General features: G+C 70.1%; 18 protein-coding genes and 1 tRNA gene. 9 read left to right on the forward strand and 10 right to left on the reverse strand.

All coding sequences use genetic code 11. From position 1 onward, the window contains the following. Positions 1-62: 62 nt before the first annotated feature. The 6 genes from AB0I59_RS23905 to AB0I59_RS23930 are packed head-to-tail and all read right to left on the reverse strand — an operon-like array spanning position 63 to position 6,780. Positions 63-1,457: a serine/threonine-protein kinase gene (locus AB0I59_RS23905; protein WP_358136112.1), complete on the reverse strand. Its 1,395-nt coding sequence runs from the start codon at positions 1,455-1,457 to the stop codon at positions 63-65. Further along, positions 1,454-2,914 (reverse strand): peptidoglycan D,D-transpeptidase FtsI family protein, encoded by a 1,461-nt coding sequence (locus AB0I59_RS23910; RefSeq protein WP_061255938.1) that lies wholly within the window; start codon positions 2,912-2,914, stop codon positions 1,454-1,456. The genes AB0I59_RS23905 and AB0I59_RS23910 overlap by 4 nt, the downstream gene beginning before the upstream one ends. Next, a complete protein-coding gene (locus tag AB0I59_RS23915) occupies positions 2,911-4,254 on the reverse strand; it encodes an FtsW/RodA/SpoVE family cell cycle protein (protein WP_061255936.1) in 1,344 nt (447 codons plus the stop codon). The genes AB0I59_RS23910 and AB0I59_RS23915 overlap by 4 nt, the downstream gene beginning before the upstream one ends. Before the next feature lie 26 nt (positions 4,255-4,280). Further along, on the reverse strand, positions 4,281-5,561 hold the full coding sequence (locus AB0I59_RS23920) for a Stp1/IreP family PP2C-type Ser/Thr phosphatase (RefSeq protein WP_061255934.1): 1,281 nt from the start codon (positions 5,559-5,561) through the stop codon (positions 4,281-4,283). Beyond that, the gene (locus tag AB0I59_RS23925; RefSeq protein ID WP_061255933.1) at positions 5,558-6,022 is read right to left on the reverse strand and encodes an FHA domain-containing protein FhaB/FipA; all 465 of its coding nucleotides are present in this window, start codon (positions 6,020-6,022) and stop codon (positions 5,558-5,560) included. Before AB0I59_RS23925 ends, AB0I59_RS23920 begins: the two co-directional genes overlap by 4 nt. A gap of 17 nt (positions 6,023-6,039) precedes the next feature. After that, positions 6,040-6,780, reverse strand: a complete 741-nt coding sequence (locus AB0I59_RS23930; RefSeq protein WP_061255931.1) for an FHA domain-containing protein — start codon at positions 6,778-6,780, stop codon at positions 6,040-6,042. A 108-nt stretch (positions 6,781-6,888) separates the two neighbouring features. Here AB0I59_RS23930 and AB0I59_RS23935 point away from each other — a divergent pair. Then, positions 6,889-6,971, forward strand: a tRNA-Leu gene (locus AB0I59_RS23935). 510 nt (positions 6,972-7,481) lie between these two features. After that, positions 7,482-8,624: an MFS transporter gene (locus AB0I59_RS23940; protein WP_358136117.1), complete on the forward strand. Its 1,143-nt coding sequence runs from the start codon at positions 7,482-7,484 to the stop codon at positions 8,622-8,624. On the opposite strand, the gene AB0I59_RS23945 is transcribed toward AB0I59_RS23940, so the two are convergent. Then, on the reverse strand, positions 8,613-9,617 hold the full coding sequence (locus AB0I59_RS23945; RefSeq protein WP_061255928.1) for a hemolysin family protein: 1,005 nt from the start codon (positions 9,615-9,617) through the stop codon (positions 8,613-8,615). The two genes, AB0I59_RS23940 and AB0I59_RS23945, sit on opposite strands and share 12 nt — an antisense overlap. After that, positions 9,614-11,053 (reverse strand): hemolysin family protein, encoded by a 1,440-nt coding sequence (locus AB0I59_RS23950; RefSeq protein WP_358136120.1) that lies wholly within the window; start codon positions 11,051-11,053, stop codon positions 9,614-9,616. The genes AB0I59_RS23945 and AB0I59_RS23950 overlap by 4 nt, the downstream gene beginning before the upstream one ends. A 263-nt stretch (positions 11,054-11,316) precedes the next feature. On the opposite strand from AB0I59_RS23950, the gene AB0I59_RS23955 reads away from it, so the two are divergent. Next, a complete protein-coding gene (locus tag AB0I59_RS23955; protein ID WP_358136123.1) occupies positions 11,317-12,519 on the forward strand; it encodes an LCP family protein in 1,203 nt (400 codons plus the stop codon). A gap of 42 nt (positions 12,520-12,561) precedes the next feature. Here AB0I59_RS23955 and AB0I59_RS23960 read toward each other — a convergent pair whose 3' ends face one another. Then, the gene (locus AB0I59_RS23960) at positions 12,562-13,215 is read right to left on the reverse strand and encodes a GOLPH3/VPS74 family protein (RefSeq protein ID WP_061256277.1); all 654 of its coding nucleotides are present in this window, start codon (positions 13,213-13,215) and stop codon (positions 12,562-12,564) included. 61 nt (positions 13,216-13,276) lie between these two features. Between AB0I59_RS23960 and AB0I59_RS23965 the strand changes: the two genes are divergently transcribed. From AB0I59_RS23965 to AB0I59_RS23975, 3 genes are all read left to right on the forward strand, one after another. Then, the gene (locus AB0I59_RS23965; RefSeq protein ID WP_061255926.1) at positions 13,277-13,876 is read left to right on the forward strand and encodes a TenA family protein; all 600 of its coding nucleotides are present in this window, start codon (positions 13,277-13,279) and stop codon (positions 13,874-13,876) included. A 44-nt stretch (positions 13,877-13,920) separates the two neighbouring features. Beyond that, entirely contained in the window at positions 13,921-14,799 is an 879-nt protein-coding gene (locus AB0I59_RS23970; protein ID WP_358136127.1) for an Fpg/Nei family DNA glycosylase, read from the forward strand. 164 nt (positions 14,800-14,963) lie between these two features. Then, positions 14,964-15,638: a permease prefix domain 1-containing protein gene (locus AB0I59_RS23975; RefSeq protein WP_358136130.1), complete on the forward strand. Its 675-nt coding sequence runs from the start codon at positions 14,964-14,966 to the stop codon at positions 15,636-15,638. 33 nt (positions 15,639-15,671) lie between these two features. Here AB0I59_RS23975 and AB0I59_RS23980 read toward each other — a convergent pair whose 3' ends face one another. Beyond that, positions 15,672-15,998: a helix-turn-helix transcriptional regulator gene (locus AB0I59_RS23980; protein ID WP_228646307.1), complete on the reverse strand. Its 327-nt coding sequence runs from the start codon at positions 15,996-15,998 to the stop codon at positions 15,672-15,674. A gap of 85 nt (positions 15,999-16,083) precedes the next feature. Here AB0I59_RS23980 and AB0I59_RS23985 point away from each other — a divergent pair, with 85 nt between their 5' ends. From AB0I59_RS23985 to AB0I59_RS23995, 3 genes are all read left to right on the forward strand, one after another. Continuing rightward, positions 16,084-17,268 carry a cytochrome ubiquinol oxidase subunit I gene (locus AB0I59_RS23985; RefSeq protein WP_358136133.1) on the forward strand — a complete coding sequence of 395 codons (1,185 nt, stop codon included), beginning with the start codon at positions 16,084-16,086 and terminating at the stop codon, positions 17,266-17,268. Positions 17,269-17,315: 47 nt separating this feature from the next. Continuing rightward, positions 17,316-18,074 carry a cytochrome d ubiquinol oxidase subunit II gene (locus AB0I59_RS23990; RefSeq protein WP_358136136.1) on the forward strand — a complete coding sequence of 253 codons (759 nt, stop codon included), beginning with the start codon at positions 17,316-17,318 and terminating at the stop codon, positions 18,072-18,074. Between the two features lie 99 nt (positions 18,075-18,173). Next, positions 18,174-18,497: a rhodanese-like domain-containing protein gene (locus AB0I59_RS23995; RefSeq protein WP_061255914.1), complete on the forward strand. Its 324-nt coding sequence runs from the start codon at positions 18,174-18,176 to the stop codon at positions 18,495-18,497. Positions 18,498-18,848 lie beyond the last annotated feature (351 nt).

Below are 18,848 nucleotides of genomic sequence, written 5' to 3' on the forward strand. Positions count from 1 at the left end.
GCACTGTCCCTTGCCGTTCATCTTGGGGTGCCGCCGGTGTCCATCATCGACCCCTTTTCGCATCACGTCTCCGTATTGGACGAGTTAGCGGGTGTTGGGGAGGCTGTGGGAGGTTGAGTGTCACTTGGCGTCGGGGTGGGGGTGGGAGTCGGAGTGGGGGTGTTCTTCGGAGTGGGCGTCGGCGATGGCGTCGGCTTCGGGGTGGGCGATGCCGACGTGCTTACCGTAGCCGACGCCGAAGGGGACGGCCGGGTTGAAGGCGGCCGCACTCGGGACGGCGATGCCGTGGGAGTCGCCGACCTGGGAGGTCGCGCGGTGGGAGATTCGACTGTGGGGACGGCGGTGACCGAGCTCAGGTCACCCTCCGGCCCCCTCGGCGCCTGCATCCCCCGTACCGCCAGGGCTCCGAGGCCGACGGCGGCCGCGCACCCCGCCGTGGCGAACACCACTGTCGTGGTCCGCCTGCGGCGGCGCCTGCCCGGTGCCGGGCTCCGGGGCGCCGTCGCGGACACGGCCGCCGGGACCGCCCGGGTGGCCGCCGGCGGCGTCGCGGGGGCGTGGATCGGGCCGTGGGCCGGGGCGCCGACCGCGAACCACGCGGGGTCGGTCAGCGTGCCGAGCATGACGGTGTGCGCGTCGGACAGGGACTCCCGGATAGCGACGGCCCGTTCGGCGAGTTCCCGCGTCCCGGCCGGTCGGGCTTCGGGATCTTTGGCCAGCATGGCCAGCACCAGCTCGCGCACCCGCGCGGGCACCGCGGCGGGCAGCGGCGGAGGCGGGTCGTACAGGTGGTGCAGCGCGATCGCGACCTGCGTTTCGCCGCTGAAAGGAGGGCGGCCGGCCAGGCACTCGTACGCCACGACACCGAGGGAGTAGACGTCGGTGGCAGGGGTCAGCGTGCTGCCGGACGCCTGCTCCGGGCTGACGTACTGCGCGGTACCGAGAACGACGCCGCTCTGGGTCACCGGCGCGGCCTCCAGGGCGCGCGCGATGCCGAAGTCGGTGACCTTGACGACCCCGGCCTCGGTGACGAGCAGGTTGCCCGGTTTGATGTCGCGGTGGATGATCCCCGCCCGGTGCGCGGAGTGCAGGGCCTTGGCGACCTGCCCGATCACGTCGAGCGTGACCTCCGGGCTGAGCGAGCCGTTGCGCCGCAGGATGCCGGAGAGCGGCTCGCCCGACACGAGCTCCATGATGAGGTACGCGACGCCGTCGCTCTCGCCGTAGTCGAAGACCTGGGCGATCCCCGGGTCGGTCAGCCCCGCCGTGATCCGCGCCTCGTTCCGGAACCGCTCACGGAAGGAGGGGTCGGCCGCCACGTGCTGCCGCAGCAGCTTCACCGCGACCTCGCGGCCGAGGAGCTCGTCCGTGGCCTGCCACACCTCGCCCATGCCCCCCGCGGCGATGCGGGAGGTCAGCCGGTAACGGCCGCCGAGAACGGGGTTGCCGGATGTCACTGACCGAGCACCGCCTGCATGACGTCGTGCGCGATCGGGGCGGCGATGGCGCCGCCGGTGGCGTCGTTGCCCGCGCTGCCGGACTCGACGAAGACCGCGACGGCGATCTCCGGGTCCTCAGCGGGGGCGAAGGAGATGAACCACGCGTGGGACGGCTTGCCGGGGGCGGTCTCGGCGGTGCCGGTCTTACCGGCGACCGTGTGGTTCGGCAGGCCGGCGGCCTTGCCGGTGCCGTTCCGGACAACGTTGATCATCATCGTGGTGAGCTGGGCGGCGACCTCGGGCGTCACCGCCTCGCTCAGCTCATCGGGATCGGTGGTGTCGATCTCGCCGCCGTCCGGGCCGGTGATCTTGTTGACGAGGTACGGCTTCATGACCGTGCCGCGGTTCGCGATGCCGGCCGCGACCATCGCCATCTGCAGCGGGGTCATCTGGTTGCTGCGCTGCCCGATGGCGGTCATGGCGAGGGCGGCCTTGCCCTCGTCCGGGCCGATGTCGCTGCGTGTGACGTTCAGCGGGATGCTGAGCGAGCTGCCGATGCCGAACTTCTCGGCCTGCTCCTTCAGCTTGTCGTACCCCATGGCCATCGCGACGTCGGCGAACGGGGTGTTGCAGGAGATCGTGTACGCGGCCAGCAGCGTCGCCCGGCCGCCGCAGGACTCGCCGTGGTAGTTCGGCAGCGAGATGTTCGTGCCGGGCAGCGGCAGCGCGTCCGGCGCGTTCACCATCGTGTTCACGTCGCGGGACTGGTCGTCCATCAGGAACGCCGCCGACGTGATCGTCTTGAACGTCGAGCCGGGGGCGTACGTGAGGCCGATCGCCCGGTTGAGCAGCGGCTTGTTCGCCTTGTCCTCGTCGAGCTTGTTGTACGCCTTGTTGACCTCGGCCTTGTTGGCCACCGCCAGCGGGTTCGGGTCGTACGACGGCACCGACACCATGGTGAGGATCGCGCCCGTCTTCGGGGCGATGGCGACGACCGCGCCGCGCTTCCCGGTGCTCGCCAGGTCCTTGTACGCGATCTTCTGCGCCTTGGCGTTCAGCGTCAGATCGACGTTGGCACCCTTGTGCGGCTTGCCGCTGATCAGGTCGATCGCGCGGCGCACCACCAGGTCGGGATGGCTGCCGTCGAGGTAGCGGCCCTCGGCCCCCTCGATGCCCGACGCGCTCTCCGGGGCGAAGTAGCCGACGACGTGCGCGAACGCCTTGCCCTCGGGGTACTCCCGATCGAACCTGAACCTGGCGTTGCCGGTGTCCTTGCTCTTGGCCAGGACGACCTTGCCGTTGTCGGAGGTGATCCACCCGCGGTCCACGGCGTAGCGCGCGTAGAAGGCACGCACGTTCCGGGAGTCGGAGCGCAGGCCGTCCGCCTTGACCGCGCCGAGGTAGGTCACATTGGCCATGAGCAGGCCGAACATCAGCAGGCAGGCGAGGGCGACCCGCTTGAGAGTGCCGTTCATCGCTGCATCACCTGGGTCAGTCCTTCGTCCTGGATCGCCTGTGGCGGCGGTCTGCGCGCCGCGTCTGACATGCGTACCAGCAGCGCGATAAGCATCCAGTTAGCGAGCAGGGCCGAACCGCCCGCCGACATGAACGGGGTGACCAGGCCGGTCAGCGGGATCAGCCGAGTCACGCCGCCGACGATGATGAAGACCTGCCAGGCGATGATGAACGACAGGCCCCCCGCGAGCAGCTTGGAGAACGGGTCACGGGCCGCGAGCGCCGTGCGGAGCCCCCGCTCGACGATCAGCGCGTAGACCATGAGGATGGCCATCAGGCCGGTGAGGCCGAGCTCCTCGCCGGTGGCCGAGAAGATGAAGTCGGAGAAGGAGAACGGGATCCGGTCGGGGTAGCCCTTGCCGAGCCCCGTGCCGAGGATGCCGCCCGACCCGATCGCGAACAGGCCCTCCATGAGCTGGAAGCTGGTCCCGTTGAAGTAGTGCTCGTTCGACTCGGCGTCCAGCCATCCGTTGAACCGGACCTGAACGTGGCTGAAGATCATTCCGGCGAGGATCGCGCCGCCGACGAAGAGCAGCAGTCCGATGAGCACCCAGGACGTGCGCTGGGTCGCGATGTACAACATCGCGATGAAAGCCCCGAACAGCAGCAGCGAGGTGCCGAGGTCCTTCTCCACGACGAGGACGGCGATGCTCACGCCCCAGGTGATGAGTACGGGGCCGAGGTCGCGGGCGCGGGGCAGGTCGATGAAGAGCAGGCGGCGTCCCGCCAGGGCCAGCACGTCGCGCTTGGCGACGAGGTAACCGGCGAAGAAGACGACGAGCGCCAGCTTGGCGAACTCGCCGGGCTGGATGGAGAAACCACCGATGTGGATCCAGATGCGGGAGCCGTTGATCTCCGTGCCGAGGAGCGGGAGCATCGGTAGCACGAGCAACCCGAGACCGGCGAAGCCCGCGGTGTACGTGAGGCGCTGCAAGGCGCGATGGTCCTTCAACACGATCAGAGTCGCGGAGAACATCACGACGCCGAGCGCCGTCCACATGAGCTGGTTGGTGGCGGAAGCGCCGTCCTGGCCGGTCTGTTCGATCCGGTAGATCATCACCAGGCCGATGCCGTTGATCAGGGTCACCAGCGGGAGAAGCAGGGGGTCCGCCCACGGCGCCCACTTGGCGAGCACGAGGTAGGCGGCGAGCATGAGCGCGCCCAGGCCGAGGCCGTAGGTCAGCATGCCCGCGGGGATCTTGCCGTCGAGACTGAGACCGACGCTCGCGTACGCGCCCATGACGATGACCACGGCGAAGGCGAGCATGGCGAGCTGCGCCCCCCGCCGCTTGGCGGTCATGGGGACGGGGGCGGCTTCCGCGGAACTCACTTACCGGATCCCGACGACGGGGACGGGGAAGCGGTCGCCTGTTGCGTGGAGCCGTCGTCGCTGAAGTTCTTTATGGTCTTTATCCCGGCCTGCAGGTCGTCGACCGGGATGCCACTGCGTATCTGGTCCTGCTGCACCGCACTGAGCGAGGACACCGGGGCGTCGTCGGTGTAGGCGACCTTCTTGAAGGAGACCGGGCCCAGCTCGGCGTCGACGCCGCGGAAGACCACGATCTGGTCTCCCTTGGCGCCGACGTAGTACTGATCCTGGGTCCACTCATAGCCGAAATAGCCGCCGAGCCCGAGCACGGCGGCGACGATCACGATCGACGTGACCCGAAAGGGCCAGGAGCGGCGTTTCTTGGCCCGCCGGCCGGAGGCATGGGCCTCCGGCGCGGGTTGGTCGTCGAGGTCCTCGTCCACGATCACCGGTTGGGGCGCGGTCACCGTGGTCGCCCGTCCGGCCGGAGTGTCCGGCGGAGCGGATCGCAGTCTGCCCGAGCCCGCGGCCCCCACCACGGCCGCGGCGTAGACCGGCGGCTGGACGTCGTCCACCTCGATCACGTCGGCGACCACGCAGGTGATGTTGTCCGGCCCGCCGCCCCTGTTGGCCAGGTCGATGAGCTGCCGGACGACGTCCTCGGGATCGTCGATCGTGCTGAGTGTGTGGTGCAGGGTCTCGGCGCTGACGACCGCGGACAGGCCGTCCGAGCACAGCAGGTACCGGTCGCCCACCTGGGCCTCCCGGTCCTGCAGGTCGGGGTCGACCTCGCCGCTCCCGTCGAGCGCGCGGAGCAGGATCGAGCGTTGCGGATGGTTGGCGGCCTCTTCGAGAGTGATGCGGCCGTCGTCCACCAGCGACTGCACGAGAGTGTGGTCGTGCGTGATCTGGTACAGCTCCTCGTTGCGCAGCAGGTACGCACGAGAGTCACCCACATGGATCAGGGCGAACCTGGGGCCGTTCCAAAGCATCGCGGTCAGTGTGGTGCCCATGCCCTTGAGGCTCGGGTCCCGGGCCACCATCGCGTGGAGCTGATGGTTGGCCTCCCGGACCGCCGCCTCGATGTCGCTGAGCAGGTCACCCCCGAGGGCGTCCCTGGCATGATCGAGGGACGACATGGCGGCGATGGCGACCGAGCTGGCCACCTCGCCGTGTGCGTGCCCGCCCATGCCGTCGGCGACGGCCAGCAGGCGGCCGCTTGCGTACGCCGAGTCCTCGTTTCCTTCGCGGAGGAGGCCGACGTCCGAGCGGGCGGCGTAGCGGAGTGCGATTGTCATTTGCGCAATTCGATGACGGTTTTGCCGATGCGGATCGGAACTCCGAGAGGCACCGGGGTCGGTCGGGTCACTTTGGAGCGGTCGAGGTACGTGCCATTGGTTGAACCGAGGTCTTCCACGATCCACTGGCCGTCCTGCGGGAAGAGCCGGGCATGCCGGCTCGAAGCGTAGTCGTCGCTGAGTACCAGCGTGGCGTCAGTCGCCCGGCCGATGGTGATTGGCGTCTCCGTGAGGTTGATGACGGTCCCTTGCAGGGGGCCACCCGTGACGACCATCTGACGAGGTTCCCCCCTCTTGGGTTTAGACACTGGTTTCGCGGTTTTGGTTGGCTTCCGTGCGGGTGCGGCAGCCGTACGTGCACCGAACAAGTCTGTCCGGATCACGCCGACCGCGGCAATCACAAAGAACCACAGCAGCGCCAGGAAGGCGAGCCGGATCAGCAGCAGCGTGAGCTCGGACATGGACCGTCTGTCTACCCCTAATCGCGCCGGAACACCAGGGTCGTGCGCCCCAGTGTCACCCTCGTCCCGTCCTGCATCTCGATCCTGCGGATCGGCTGCCCGTTGACGAAGGTGCCGTTCGTGGACCCCAGGTCGACGAGGACGACCTGCTGCCCCTCTACACGTAGTTCGGCATGATGCCGTGATACGCCCGGATCGACCAGTCGAAGATCACAATCGGTGCCGCGGCCGAGCAGCGTCACCGGTGTGGTCAATTCGTAGGACCTCTGGCCCTGCGGGTCGTCCTGGGTCGAGACGAGCAGCCGTGGCCGGCCGCCGAACGCCCCGGGTCGCCCGGCGGGCAGATCGCTCACCGGTTGCCGGATCTCGTCCTGTTCCACCGTCGCGCCACGGATGACGCCCGACCGGATCCGGAACAGCCCGACCGCGAGGTCGTCGGCGGTCTCGAAACGCACCCGGACGGGTCCTACGAATGAGTACCCCTGCTCCTTGGCGTACTCCCTGGCGAGGTTGGCCAGTTCGTGGCTGATGCTGTCGGCGTACACCTCCAGCCGCTCGCTGTCGGTCGTCGACAACTCCACCACGAAGTCGTTCGGTACGAGCGTGCGACCCTGGGCGACGATCGCGGCCCGCTCGTCCATCTCTCGCTGGACGGCGCTGGCGACCTCGACCGGCTGAAGGTCAGACTTGAACGCCCGTGCAAAGGCCCCCTCAACCAAGCCTTCGAGCCTGCGCTCGAAGCGCTGAAGGACTCCCACCGGGTACCTCCCTTCCTCCATCGTCTAGAGGGATCGTATCCGGGTTCGTAAGTATCGGCGGTTACGTGCTAACCTTTCCAGGCGCCCAGCGATGGGGGCACCCGCAAGGGGCAAGTGGCGGAATGGCAGACGCGCACGGTTCAGGTCCGTGTGTCCGAAAGGACGTGGGGGTTCAACTCCCCCCTTGCCCACGAACGGTTGGGGTCGGCTGGTCGGAAGCAGAGCTTCCTTCCCATCCGGCCCCTTCGTTGTATCTACCGGGGGGACGACCCCCCGAGCCCCCCGATGTGAGGGGCCGCGCCCCCCACGCCCCCCTTCAGCGGCTGGGGTAGTGGTCAAGAGACGCCTGTTCTTCCGGGGATTCGGCGGATCGTCTGGATGGGCGACCCTCTCAAGCTCCCGAGGTGAGGGGCTGCGCCGCCCTTCGGTGACCGGGACGGTGGAGAAGCGCTCGGTTCTGTGTGGCACGGAACGGCATCCCCTTCGGTCGGAGTACGGGTCAACGTAGCGGGCGGGCGGCCGTCGCAGAACCCGGAAACCGGAACGCGTGCCTTCCCGATCCCGGCCGGTGCCGGGCCCTCGGATTCTCCGGCTCATGACTTTCGATCCGCTTGCAGATGGATGATCAGCCTTCTTTGCTTTATGTCTCACTATGTGACCATAACTGTCTTAGTTTGCGAGATGCTTCATATGCTGCCCTCATGAGGACTCCCAACCGCTGGATCATGCTGAGCCTCGGTGTGGCCGCCCAAGGCGCGGGCTGCGTGTTCATGTACGGCCTGCCGTTCCTCCTGCCCGCCTTCCAGGAGGAGAAGGGCCTGACCCTTCCTCAGGCGGGACTGCTCGTCGGCGCCCCGAGCGCGGGCATGCTCTTCACCCTGATCGCCTGGGGCTGGGTCGCCGACCGGTACGGTGAGCGGCTCGCGATGACCGCCGGTCTCGGGCTCGCGGCCGGATTCCTCGCCGCCGCCGCGTTCGCGGGGCACCCGGCCGTCCTCGCGGTGCTGCTGGCGCTCGCCGGCGCCTCGGGGGCGTCGGCGAACGCGGCCAGCGGCCGGGTGGTCCTCGGCTGGTTCCCCAAGGAGCGGCGCGGCGTCGCGATGGGCTGGCGGCAGACGGCCCAGCCCCTGGGCGTCGCCGTGGCCGGGATCGTCACCCCGGCCGTGGCGCATGTCACCGCCGCGCTGCTCGTCATGGCCGCGATCTGCCTGGCCGCCGCGGCCACCGTGGGCCTGATGGTGGTGGACCCGCCCCGGCCCCCCGCCGCGCCGGGCACGCGGACCGCGTCGCCGTACGGCATGGCGGCCCTGTGGCGGGTGCACGGCGCCAGCATGTTGCTCGTCGTCCCGCAGTTCGTGACCGCGGGCTTCGCCGTCACCTATCTCGTGTCGGCACGGCACTGGGATCTCGGCACGGCCGCCCGGGTGGTGGCGATGGCCCAGTTCGCCGGGGCGGCGGGGAGGCTGCTGTGCGGCCGCTGGTCGGATCTGGCCGGCAGCCGGGTGGGGCCGATGCGCCGGCTGGCTCTGGTCAACGGAGCGGTGATGATCCTTCTGGCGGTGGCCGCACAGGCCGGAAACGGCCTCAGCGCGCCTTTTCTGGTGGCCGCCCTGGTGATCTCGATGAGCGGCAACGGACTGGCCTTCACGGCCGTCTCAGAGCTCGCGGGCTCGTCCTGGGCTGGGCGCGCGCTGGGCGCGCAGAACACCGCGCAGAACGTCGTCGCGGCCGCGACCCCGGGCGTGATGGGACTGTTCATCTCCGGATCCGGGTTCGCGGCCGCCTTCGCCGTGGCGGGAGCGCTCGCGCTCGCCGCCGCCGCGGCGACTCCGTCAGGAGGCTAGGAGCTGGCCGATGAGGGCGGGCAGGCTGACCATGCCGACCACCATGCCGCTCGCGTCGGTGACCAGGCCGAGCTGCGCGTGGGCCTCCTGCAGCACGGCCACCGCGTCCGAGATGCTGGTGTCCGCGGCGAGCCGGGGAGCGGGCGTGGCCAGCTCCTCCGGGCGCCGTCCCGGCTGCATGAGCGTGTCCCGGACGTGCAGCACGCCCACGACGGACTCAGGGGAGACGACCAGCATCCGCAGGTCGCCGGTCGCCGCGGCGGTGTCCCGTACGACCTGGTCGTCGGCGCCGGCGGGGACCGTGGCGGCGTGCTCGATCGGCACCATGAGCCGCTCCACCGGTAGCAGGTGGACACGCAGCGCCCGGGTGAGCAGGTTGTGCTCGTCCCGGTCGAGCATGCCCATCCGCCCGGACTCGGCGACCAGCAGGGCGAGCTGGTGGGGCGTGCGGGTGGTGGCGAGCTCGTCCTTGGGGTGGACCTTGAACAGCCGCAGCAGCCCGTTCGTCATGCCGTTCAGCGCCGCGAGCACGGGCCGGACGAGCCGCGAGAAGCCGCGGAACGGCAGCGCGAGGCCCATCGCCGCCTTCTCGGGGTGGGTGAGCGCCCACGACTTGGGCGCCATCTCCCCCACGACCATGTGCAGGAAGGTCACCAGGGCGAGCGCGATCACGTACGCGACGGGCGTCCGCGCGGACTCCGGCAGCAGCACGAGGATCGGTTCGAGCAGGTGCTCGATGGCCGGTTCGGCGACCATGCCGAGCCCCAGGGAGCACAGCGTGATGCCGAGCTGCGCGCCCGCGAGCATCAGCGACAGTTCGCGCGCGCCGCGGACGGCCGCCCGCGCGGTCAGTTTCGTGAACCGGCCGCCGGAGGCGGCGAGTTCTTCGAGCCGGTGCCGCTTGGCCGACACCAGGGCGAACTCGGCGGCGACGAAGAAGCCGTTGGCCACCAGCAGGACCACGCCGAGGAGAATGGCCGCTATCTCGTTCACGCGGACCGCTCTCCCTGGAACAGGGCCGAGAACAGGCCGGGGGCGTAGTCACCGGGGTGACGGTGGGCCGCCGTGTCGGTGGCCGGCTCCTCGTCCGCCGCGGGGGACGTCTCGTCGCGGAGCGAGAGCCGTACCCACCCGGGGACGCGGCGTTGCAGGGACAGCACGGTGAGCACGGCCAGCTTCTCGTCGGATTCGGTGAAGGGATCGGATTCCTGCTCGACCGGCACGGTGATCTCGTCGCCGGGCTCGGTCATCCGGCCCAGGGACGCGAGGACCAGGCCGGCCACGGTCTCGTAGTCCTCGCTCTCGGGGAGCCGGACGCCCGTGGCGCGCTCGACCTCGTCCAGCCTGAGCGTGGCGGGTACGTCCCAGGAGCCGTCGTCGTGAGGGACCACGCCGAGCGGTTCGGGGTCGTTCTCGTCGATCAGTTCGCCGACGAGCTCCTCGGCGAGGTCCTCGACGGTGACGATCCCGGCCAGTCCGCCGTACTCGTCGATGACGCACGCGAACGTGTCGTCAGAGGCACGCATCCGCTGGAGCACCGTGGGCAGCGGCAGCGTGGCGGGCACGAACACCGGCGCGCGCATGACGGCGGACACCGGCTCGTTCTCGTGCGGTCCGTCCTTGAGGATCTCGCGCAGTCCGGTGACGCCCACGACGTCGTCGCCGTCGGTGCCGAGCACCGGATAGCGCGAGTGACCATGGTCGCGTACGGCGTCGAGCAGGTCGCGGACGGTGCGGCCGGCACGGAGCGAGACCACGCGGGGACGGGGGACCATCACGTCCTCGGCCGTACGGTCGCCGAAGGAGAGCGCGCGTTCGAGCAGCTCGGCCAGCCGCGGGGGCAGCTCGCCCGCGGCGGCCGACTCGGCCACGATGCGGGACAGCTCCTCGGGAGTGGCGCCGTGCTCCAGCTCCTCCACGGGCTCGATCCCGGCGAGCCGGACCAGCCGGGTCGCCGCCGAGTCGAACAGGTGGATCAAAGGGCCGGCGACCTTCAGGTAGATCAGCGTCGATCGGGCCAGGAACTTCGCGACGGGCTCCGGCCGGGCGATGCCGAGGTTCTTGGGAGCGAGCTCGCCGAGGATCATCTGGACGATCGTGGCGATCGCGATGCCCAGTGCCACGGAGAGGCCGGGGACGACGCCGGTGGGGACGCCCAGGTCCCGCAGCGGGTCCCGGATGACGTCGGAGATGGCCGGCTCGGCGATGAAACCCACCAACAAGGTGGTGACGGTGATGCCGAGCTGGGCTCCGGAAAGCATGAACGACAGGCGCCCGGTGACTTCGAGCGCCCGCTCCGCGGCGGGATCACCCTTCTGTTCGCGGAGGACCGCCCGGTCCGCCGCGACGAATGCGAACTCCTGCGCGACGAAGTATCCGGTCGCGAGGGTGAGGACGAGTACGGCCAGAAGGCCGAGGGCGATGCTCATCGGGCGCCTGCCCGGGGGCGGTAAGATCCCGTGCCTGGGCACGGGCAGGTACTCCACGAGTCCGAAGCGGACACGACCGTCCTTTCAGGTAGGGGTCTACCACCGTAACGGCTGAATGTGCCGAAGTGTTTCCGGCAGTGCCTTTATTGAGGTCTTAGGGCACTTCTGGGTACGTTCCACAGGAAACCTTGATGTCACGCCTGCGCTCTCATGGGTTTACGGCATGGTTGACGGCAGGACGCTGAGCGGCAGGGGGAGAAGACGTGGCCGAGGACGACGACCCGACCCGGGCCATCCGCAAACCCGGCGTCGCACGCCCCCCGGTTCCCGGCATTCCACCTGTGCAGCATCCGGTGCCCCCTCTGCGCGGGTCCGAGCCGCCGCCCGCGCAGGACGCCCCGTCCTCGCGCCGCGGCTCCTCCAAGGTGTACGGCAAGCCGCGTTCGGGGCAGAGCCCCGTGCGTCCCCTGCCGGCCGATCGCACGGTCGCGGACCATTTCCCCCCGCGGAAGCCGAGGCGGATCGGCCGGACGATCATCAAGGTCGTCGCGGGTGTGCTGGTGGTCCTCATTATCGCCGCTATAGCCGGATATTTCTGGATCGGTTCCAAGCTGCAGCCGGTGGAGTCCCTGGCCGACTACTCCGGACGGCCCGAGGCCACACCCGGCCAGGACTGGCTCCTCGTCGGCTCCGACAGCCGGGAGGGCCTGTCGGCCGCCCAGCGCAAGAAGCTGGCCACCGGCAAGGCGGTCGGCAAGCGCACGGACACGATGATGCTGCTGCACATCCCCGACGGGGACGGGCGGCCCACCCTCGTCAGCCTCCCCCGCGACTCCTACGTCCCGATCGAGGGCCACGGAAGCAACAAGCTGAACGCCGCGTACGCCTTCGGAGGGCCCGAGCTGCTGGCCAAGACGGTCGAACGGGTCACCGGCATCCGGATCGACCACTACATGGAGATCGGGTTCGGGGGATTCGTCGGCATCGTCGACGCGATCGGCGGGGTCAACATCTGCGTGAAGCAGAACATCAAGGACTCCAAGGCCGGCATCAACCTGAAGAAGGGCTGCCAGGACATGGACGGAGGCACCGCCCTGGGCTACGTCCGGACCCGGGCGACCGGCAACATCCCCGACTTCGAGCGGACCCAGCGGCAGCGTCAGTTCTTCTCGGCCGTGGTGCAGAAGGCGGCGAGCCCCGGCACCCTGCTCAACCCGTTCACCTCGGTGCCCCTTGGCCTGAGCGCGGCGGAGTCGGTGGCCGTCGATCCCGGGACCGGCCTGTACGACCTGCTGTCGGTCGGCCTCGCGATGAAGGGCAGCCCGATCGCCACGGGCGTCCCGGTCAGCGGGTTCCCCACGATCGACGGTCAGTCGGTCGTCAAGTGGGACTCCGCGAAGGCCAACCGCCTGTTCGAGGCGCTGGCCCAGGACAAGCCCGCTCCGAAGGACACCATCACCAAGTAGCCCGAGCGGCCGGAGCGGGCGCGCCGACCGCTCCGCGCGTGCTCACCCGGTCGACGCGCTGGCGGCGACCGTCGCGGCGATGGTTCCCGCCAGAACGGCGGCGTGGATGGAGGCGATCGTCTTCTTCACCGCCGCGCCGGCCCACTCGCCCTCGGCGATCTCCTTGATCCGCTTCCCGGGGGCGTCGGGGAACGCCTTGCGATCGAGCTTCGACGCGTGCAGCACCGCGATGAGCACGGCCGTGCGCTCGTCGGGATCCTCGCCGCCGAGCACGCGCTCGATCCGCTGCCGGATCTCCAGCTCCGGGGCCGGGTCGTGCTCCGGGTAGCGGGTCGAGGGGAAGATTCCGAGGATCTTGGTCCGTTCCTCGGACAGGACGCCGTGCTCGGCCAGGCGGGCCAGCAGACGGCCGCGGAGCTTCCTGGAGTCGAGCTTGCCGACCCACCACTCCGGCTTGCGTTCCCGGGTGTCCCCGGCGATCCGGGCGAGGGCCGCGTCCAGCTCATCGTCACCGAGCGGGGTCGCGTCCTTCGCCACGACCTTCGTGCCGTCCAGATCGATGCGGCCGTTCACGGCGAGCTCGGCCAGGACGGCGCCCGCGACCGCGGCGTCCAGTTCGACCGAGCCGATCTGGGGCTTTCCGGTGTCCTCACGGTAGGCGAGAAGCAGGACCTCTTCGGCGATTGTCGTCGTCACGCCCTCGACCATATGGTGGCGCGGGATCCGGGAAGCGCGATGTCAGCCACAATGTCCCCTTATGGGGATTTCTCAGGAACTGCACGCCGTCGGCCGTCCGCTGCTGGAGGCCCAGCTCGCGCATCCCACCGTGCGGGGCATCGCGCGAGGTGACCTGCCTGACGAGGTCTTCCGCTCGTGGCTGGAGCAGGACTACCTCTACCTGCTCGACTACGTCCGGGTCTTCTCCCGGCTGGCCTGGCAGGCGCCCGACGCCCACCTCGGGGTGCTGGTCGATCTCGCGTACTCGACCTGGCACGAGGAGCTGGACCTTCACCGGTCGCTCTCCGCGGACTTCGGCGCCGACCTGGGCGGCGCCGTGAAGGGGCCCGCCTGCGCCGCGTACACGGCGTTCCTGCTGGAGTCCGCCGCCGACTACGGGAACGGCCTGGCGGCGCTGTATCCCTGCATGTGGGGCTACTCGACGCTCGGGCGGATCCTCGCGGAGAATCCGCCGGCCGAGCCGCGCTACAAGGCGTGGGTGGACACCTACGCCGACCCCGGATTCGCCGCGCTCTCCGACCGCATCGCCCAGATGATCGACGACGTACGGCCCGAGCGCGCGGAGGAGTTCTTCGTCGAGGGGATGCGGCACGAGCTGGCCTTCTGGGATGTGCCGTAGCGTTTGTCCACAGCCTGTGGACGAGCGGCCGGTAGTGTGAGGGCATGCCGGAGCTTCCCGAGGTGGAGGCGCTCGCCGAGTTCCTGGGCGAGCGCGCCGTGGGCCGCGTGATCGCGGCGGTCGACGTGGTCGCCTTCCAGGCGTTGAAGACCGTGGACCCGCCGGTCAGCGCGCTCGGCGGGCTGACCGTGACCGGCGTGGCCAGGCACGGCAAGTTCCTCGACCTCGACTGCGACGGTGTGCACCTCGTCACGCACCTCGCCCGCGGCGGATGGCTGCGCTGGCGGGAGGACCTCACGGGCGCGAAGCCGGTCCGCCCCGGCAAGAGCCCGCTCGCGGTGCGGGTACGGCTCGCGCCGGACGGCGACGGCCGGGCCCCCGGCTTCGAGCTCACCGAGGCGGGCACGCAGAAGCGCCTCGCGGTGTACGTCGTGCGTGATCCGGCCGAGGTCCCCGGGATCGCGAGCCTGGGCCCCGACCCGCTGGCCGACGATTTCACCCCGGACGCGCTCAAGGCGATCCTGACCGGCGGCCGCACCCAGATCAAGGGGCTGCTCCGGGACCAGAAGGTGATCGCGGGCATCGGCAACGCGTACTCCGACGAGGTGCTGCACGTCGCCCGCATGTCCCCTTTCAAGATCGCCGGGACGTTGACGGACGCCCAGATCGCCGAGCTGCACGAGGCGATCGTCACGACGCTCCGCGACGCCGTCGGGCGGGCTCGGGGGCTGGCCGCCAAGGACCTCAAGGCGGAGAAGAAGTCGGGCCTGCGCGTGCACGGCCGTACCGGCGAGACGTGTGAGGTCTGCGGCGACACGATCAGGGAGGTGTCGTTCGCCGACTCCTCCCTGCAGTACTGCCCCACCTGCCAGACCGGCGGCAAGCCGCTCGCCGACCGCCGCCTGTCCAAGCTGCTGAAATAGCGCGGAAAGCCGGGGAAGCCGGGAAAGCCGGGGAAGCCGGGGAAGCCGGGGAAGCCGGGGATCGGATCAGGGATCTCCCTGATCCCCTCCGGAGCCGTTCCGCGCGAAGATGGGACGACCCCGCCCCGGCGCGCGGGAGCGGCACGGACCGACTGGGGAACGGCATGGCGAGCGCGAGTGTCATCGACGACTACGTGACGGGGCTCGCCCGTTCCCTGCGCGGTCCGTGGCGGGTCAAGCGGGACCTGATGGCCGAGGCGCGTGACGGCCTCGTGGACGCCACCGAGGCGCTGGAGGCCGACGGCCTGCCCCGATCCGAGGCCGAGCGGCTGGCGGTCGAGGAGTTCGGCGCGATCGGCGAGATCGCCCCCGCCTACCAGGAGGAGCTCGCCGTCGGACAGGGGCGCCGCACGGCGCTGCTGCTGTTCCTCAGCGTCCCCCTCACCACGCTGATGTGGAGCGTGATCTGGCAGAACTACCCGGCCGATCCCGCCGCGGCGATGGCACAGTGGCCCGGCTGGTTCGGCCCCGTCTCGCGTGTGGTCGACTACTCCGGGATCGCCGTCGGGCTGCTCGGGGCGGTGGCGCTGATCATCGTCGGGCCGGCACGGCGCAGGGTGCGGCGTCCCTTGCTGGTCACCCGGGCGCTGGGCGTGCTCATCTGGGTCAAGGTGCCGGTGGTCGGCGTGCTGTCCTTCCTGCTGTCCTCGGCTTCCGCGATCGACATCACGGTGTACGCGCCCGGTGTCGTCGCGATGCTGCTCACCGGCGCCGTCACCCTGTGGCAACTCCACAGCGGGACGCGGTGCCTGATGGCCAGTTTCCGCGTCTCCGGCTGATCGTGGGGACGGGCTGACCGCGGGGGAACGGCGTCACTGGGTGCGCGGCTCCAGCACGCTGCCGATCGCGGCGGTGAACTCCCGCCAGGCCGACCGCTCGCCCGCGAGAGCCGTACGACCTGTCGGGGTGAGCCGGTAGGTGCGGCGCTTGCGCCCGCCGACGGTCGCCCACTCGCCGGCGAGATAGCCGGCCCGCTCCAGCCTCCTGAGGGCGGGATAGACCGTGCCGGTCGGCACGGCGAGCGCTCCACCGCTGCGTTCCTGGAGCGCCTCGATGATCGCGTAGCCGTGCAGGGGCTCGTGTTCCAGCACGGAGAGCAGCAGGGCGTCCATGTGTCCATGGAGCGCGTTGGTGTTCACGGCCTCACCCTAATCCCTGTGTCTTTCTTGCCATCCTACATGTAGTCTCTCTATATGTAGAGAGGCACAACAAGGGAGTTGGGACATGGACGTGCTCGATCTGGCACGGGCGCAGTTCGCGGTGACGGGAAGCCTGCACTTCCTGTTCGTCGTGCTCACCCTCGGCCTGGCCCCCCTTGTCGCGATCATGCAGACCCGCCATGTCATCAGCGGGAAGCCGGTCTTCGAGCGGATGGCCCGGTTCTGGGGCCAGATCTACGTCATCAACTACGCGCTGGGCGTCTTCACCGGCCTGGTGATGGAGTTCCAGTTCGGACTGAGCTGGAGCGGGCTGTCGCGGTACGCGGGAGACGTCTTCGGCGCGCCGCTGGCGATCGAGACGATGGTGGCCTTCTTCCTGGAGTCCACCTTCCTCGGCCTGTGGATCTTCGGCTGGCACCGGCTGCCGCGGTGGCTGCACCTGGCGTGCATCTGGCTTGTCGCGCTCACGGCGTACGCCTCCGCGTTCTGGATCCTCGTGGCGAACTCGTTCCTGCAGAACCCGGCGGCGGCCGAACTGCGCGGGGATCACCTCGTGCTGACCGACTTCGGCGCCCTGTTGACCAACCCGACGCTCGTCTTCGCGCTGCCCCACGTGCTCGGGGCGGGCCTGTTCGTCGGCAGCTTCGTCATCATCGGCGCGAGCGCCTACCACCTGTTCCGCCGCACGTCCGAGTGGGAGTTCTTCGTCCGATCGTTGCGCCTCGGCGTGGTGGGGGCGCTCATCGGCACCACGATCACCGTGGGCTTCGGCTACGCCCAGTTCGGCGCGGTCGGCCTGGTCCAGCCGGGCAAATTCAACGGCGGACCGGCCGTCGGTGTCCCACTGGGCTTCATGATCCTCATCGGACAGCTCATCCAGTTCGCGGTGATGTTCGGCCTGACCCCGCTGCTGTTCCGCGACTGGCTGGCCCGCTGGCGGTGGACGCACCCGCTGCTGATGCTCATGACCCCGCTGCCGTTCATCGCGGCGATCCTCGGCTGGCTGGTCCGCGAGATCGGCCGCCAGCCCTGGATCGTGTACGGCAGGCTGACCGTGAAGGACGCCATGTCCCCCGGGCTCACCCCAGGCATGATCGTCGGCTCCTTCGTCGCCTTCACCGGTGTGCTCGGCCTGCTCGCCGTCGTGGACTACCTGCTCATCACCCGCACCGTACGGCGCGGCCCGGCCGCCGCGACCCTCGGCGCCTCCGGGCGCCCGCCCGCGCCCGCCCCGGCGCTGATCCTCTGATGCCGCCTCTGTGCCGCCCTCTAGTGCCGCCTCTCTAGGAGACGACGATGGACATCCTCTGGCTCGGCGTGTTCGCGCTGCTGCTGATCGGCTACTTCGCCCTGGAGGGCTTCGACATCGGACTCGGCATGCTGCTGCCCGTGCTCGGCCGTACCGGCGCGGAGCGGGACCGGCTGGTGGCGGGGATGGCGCCGTTCGTCCTGGCCGGCGAGGTGTGGCTGGTCGCGGTGGTGGGCGTGCTGTTCGGCGCGTTCCCCCACCTGGAGGGCGAGGTGCTGTTCACCCTCTATCCGCTGGTCGTCGGGCTGCTCGTGTCGTGGGTGCTCCGTGACGCCGGATTGTGGTTCCGGCGCAGGCAGGACGGCCGTGCCTGGCGGGCGTTCTGGGACGGCGTGCTCTGCGTCGGCTCGTTCGGCCTGGCCCTGACCTGGGGCCTGGCGCTGGCCGCCCTCGTCCAGGGCGGGCCGGTGCTCACCCCGCTCGGGGTGGGCTACGCGGCGCTGGTGGTCGGGGTGTTCGCCCTCCACGGCCGGAGGTTCGCGGTCTGGCGGCTCGGCGGGCCCGGCCGTACCGGCAGGGCGCTGCTCGGCTCGGCGTGCCTGGCCGCCATCCCGGTGGCGGTGCCCCTGGCCGTCGCGACCCCGTGGCTGCTCGACCACGTGGCGCCTCCCGGCACCCTGGGCGTGCTCACCCTGGTGGTCCTGCCCTGCGTGCCCGTCATGGTGGTCGCGCAGGTGTGGGTGTGGCGCACCTTCGGCCGCGGCGCCGGAGTCGGCGCGGGGGCCGGAGCCCCGTCGTTCTTCTGACCTCTTCAGGCACCCTTTCGGAGTCTTCCGGATTTTGCCGGGAGCTCCCGGATGGCCGACCGTGCCCCCGCATGACCGGTGGCTGGGAAAATAGACGGTATGACGTTCCCTGAGATCGACGTGAAATCCCTGCCGGACGGGGCCTACCTTCTCGACGTCCGCGAGCCGGACGAATGGCAGGCCGGGCACGCGCCCGACGCGTGTCACATCCCCCTTGGCGAACTGCAGAGCCGCGTCGGCGAGGTCCCCCTGGACCGGCCCGTCTACGTGGTCTGCCGGGTCGGCGGCCGCTCAGCCCACGCCGCCGCCTGGCTGAACCACATCGGGCGCGAGGCGATCAACGTGGACGGCGGCATGCAGTCCTGGGCCGCCGCCGGGCTGCCCATGGTGAGCGAGAGCGGCAGGCCGCCCTTCGTGGCGTGATCTCCGGCGCGCGGTGCCTGATTGCCGCGCCTTCGGCACGGCGGGCTCGGGGCGCCCTTGAGGCGACTCGTGCCCTCCTCGCTCGGAGTCGCTCGTGCCTCGCTCCCCGCTCGCTCGTCGGTTACTTCCCCGCCGCGCCCCTCGCTGTGCCTGATTGCCGCGCCTTCGGCACGGCGGGCTCGGGGCGCCCTCGAGACGGTGGCTTTCCTCGTCGCTCGGGACTCGTCCCTCGCCCGCTCGCTTCTCGTCAAACCACCGCCGCGCCCCTCGCTGTGCCTGATTGCCGCGCCTTCGGCACGGCGGGCTCGGGGCGCCCTCGAGACGGTGGCTTTCCTCGTCGCTCGGGACTCG

This window comes from Microtetraspora glauca, assembly GCF_040656155.1.
GTDB classification, from domain to species: domain Bacteria; phylum Actinomycetota; class Actinomycetes; order Streptosporangiales; family Streptosporangiaceae; genus Microtetraspora; species Microtetraspora glauca.

Coding starts and splice junctions, on each gene's coding strand:
- AB0I59_RS23940 (WP_358136117.1), top strand. CDS start 7,482: ATGAGGACTCCCAACCGCTGGATCATGCTGAGCCTCGGTGTGGCCGCC.
- AB0I59_RS23925 (WP_061255933.1), bottom strand. CDS start 6,022: ATGTCCGAGCTCACGCTGCTGCTGATCCGGCTCGCCTTCCTGGCGCTG.
- AB0I59_RS23975 (WP_358136130.1), top strand. CDS start 14,964: ATGGCGAGCGCGAGTGTCATCGACGACTACGTGACGGGGCTCGCCCGT.
- AB0I59_RS23970 (WP_358136127.1), top strand. CDS start 13,921: ATGCCGGAGCTTCCCGAGGTGGAGGCGCTCGCCGAGTTCCTGGGCGAG.
- AB0I59_RS23985 (WP_358136133.1), top strand. CDS start 16,084: ATGGACGTGCTCGATCTGGCACGGGCGCAGTTCGCGGTGACGGGAAGC.
- AB0I59_RS23920 (WP_061255934.1), bottom strand. CDS start 5,561: ATGACAATCGCACTCCGCTACGCCGCCCGCTCGGACGTCGGCCTCCTC.
- AB0I59_RS23995 (WP_061255914.1), top strand. CDS start 18,174: ATGACGTTCCCTGAGATCGACGTGAAATCCCTGCCGGACGGGGCCTAC.
- AB0I59_RS23965 (WP_061255926.1), top strand. CDS start 13,277: ATGGGGATTTCTCAGGAACTGCACGCCGTCGGCCGTCCGCTGCTGGAG.
- AB0I59_RS23950 (WP_358136120.1), bottom strand. CDS start 11,053: ATGAGCATCGCCCTCGGCCTTCTGGCCGTACTCGTCCTCACCCTCGCG.
- AB0I59_RS23990 (WP_358136136.1), top strand. CDS start 17,316: ATGGACATCCTCTGGCTCGGCGTGTTCGCGCTGCTGCTGATCGGCTAC.
- AB0I59_RS23915 (WP_061255936.1), bottom strand. CDS start 4,254: ATGACCGCCAAGCGGCGGGGGGCGCAGCTCGCCATGCTCGCCTTCGCC.
- AB0I59_RS23910 (WP_061255938.1), bottom strand. CDS start 2,914: ATGAACGGCACTCTCAAGCGGGTCGCCCTCGCCTGCCTGCTGATGTTC.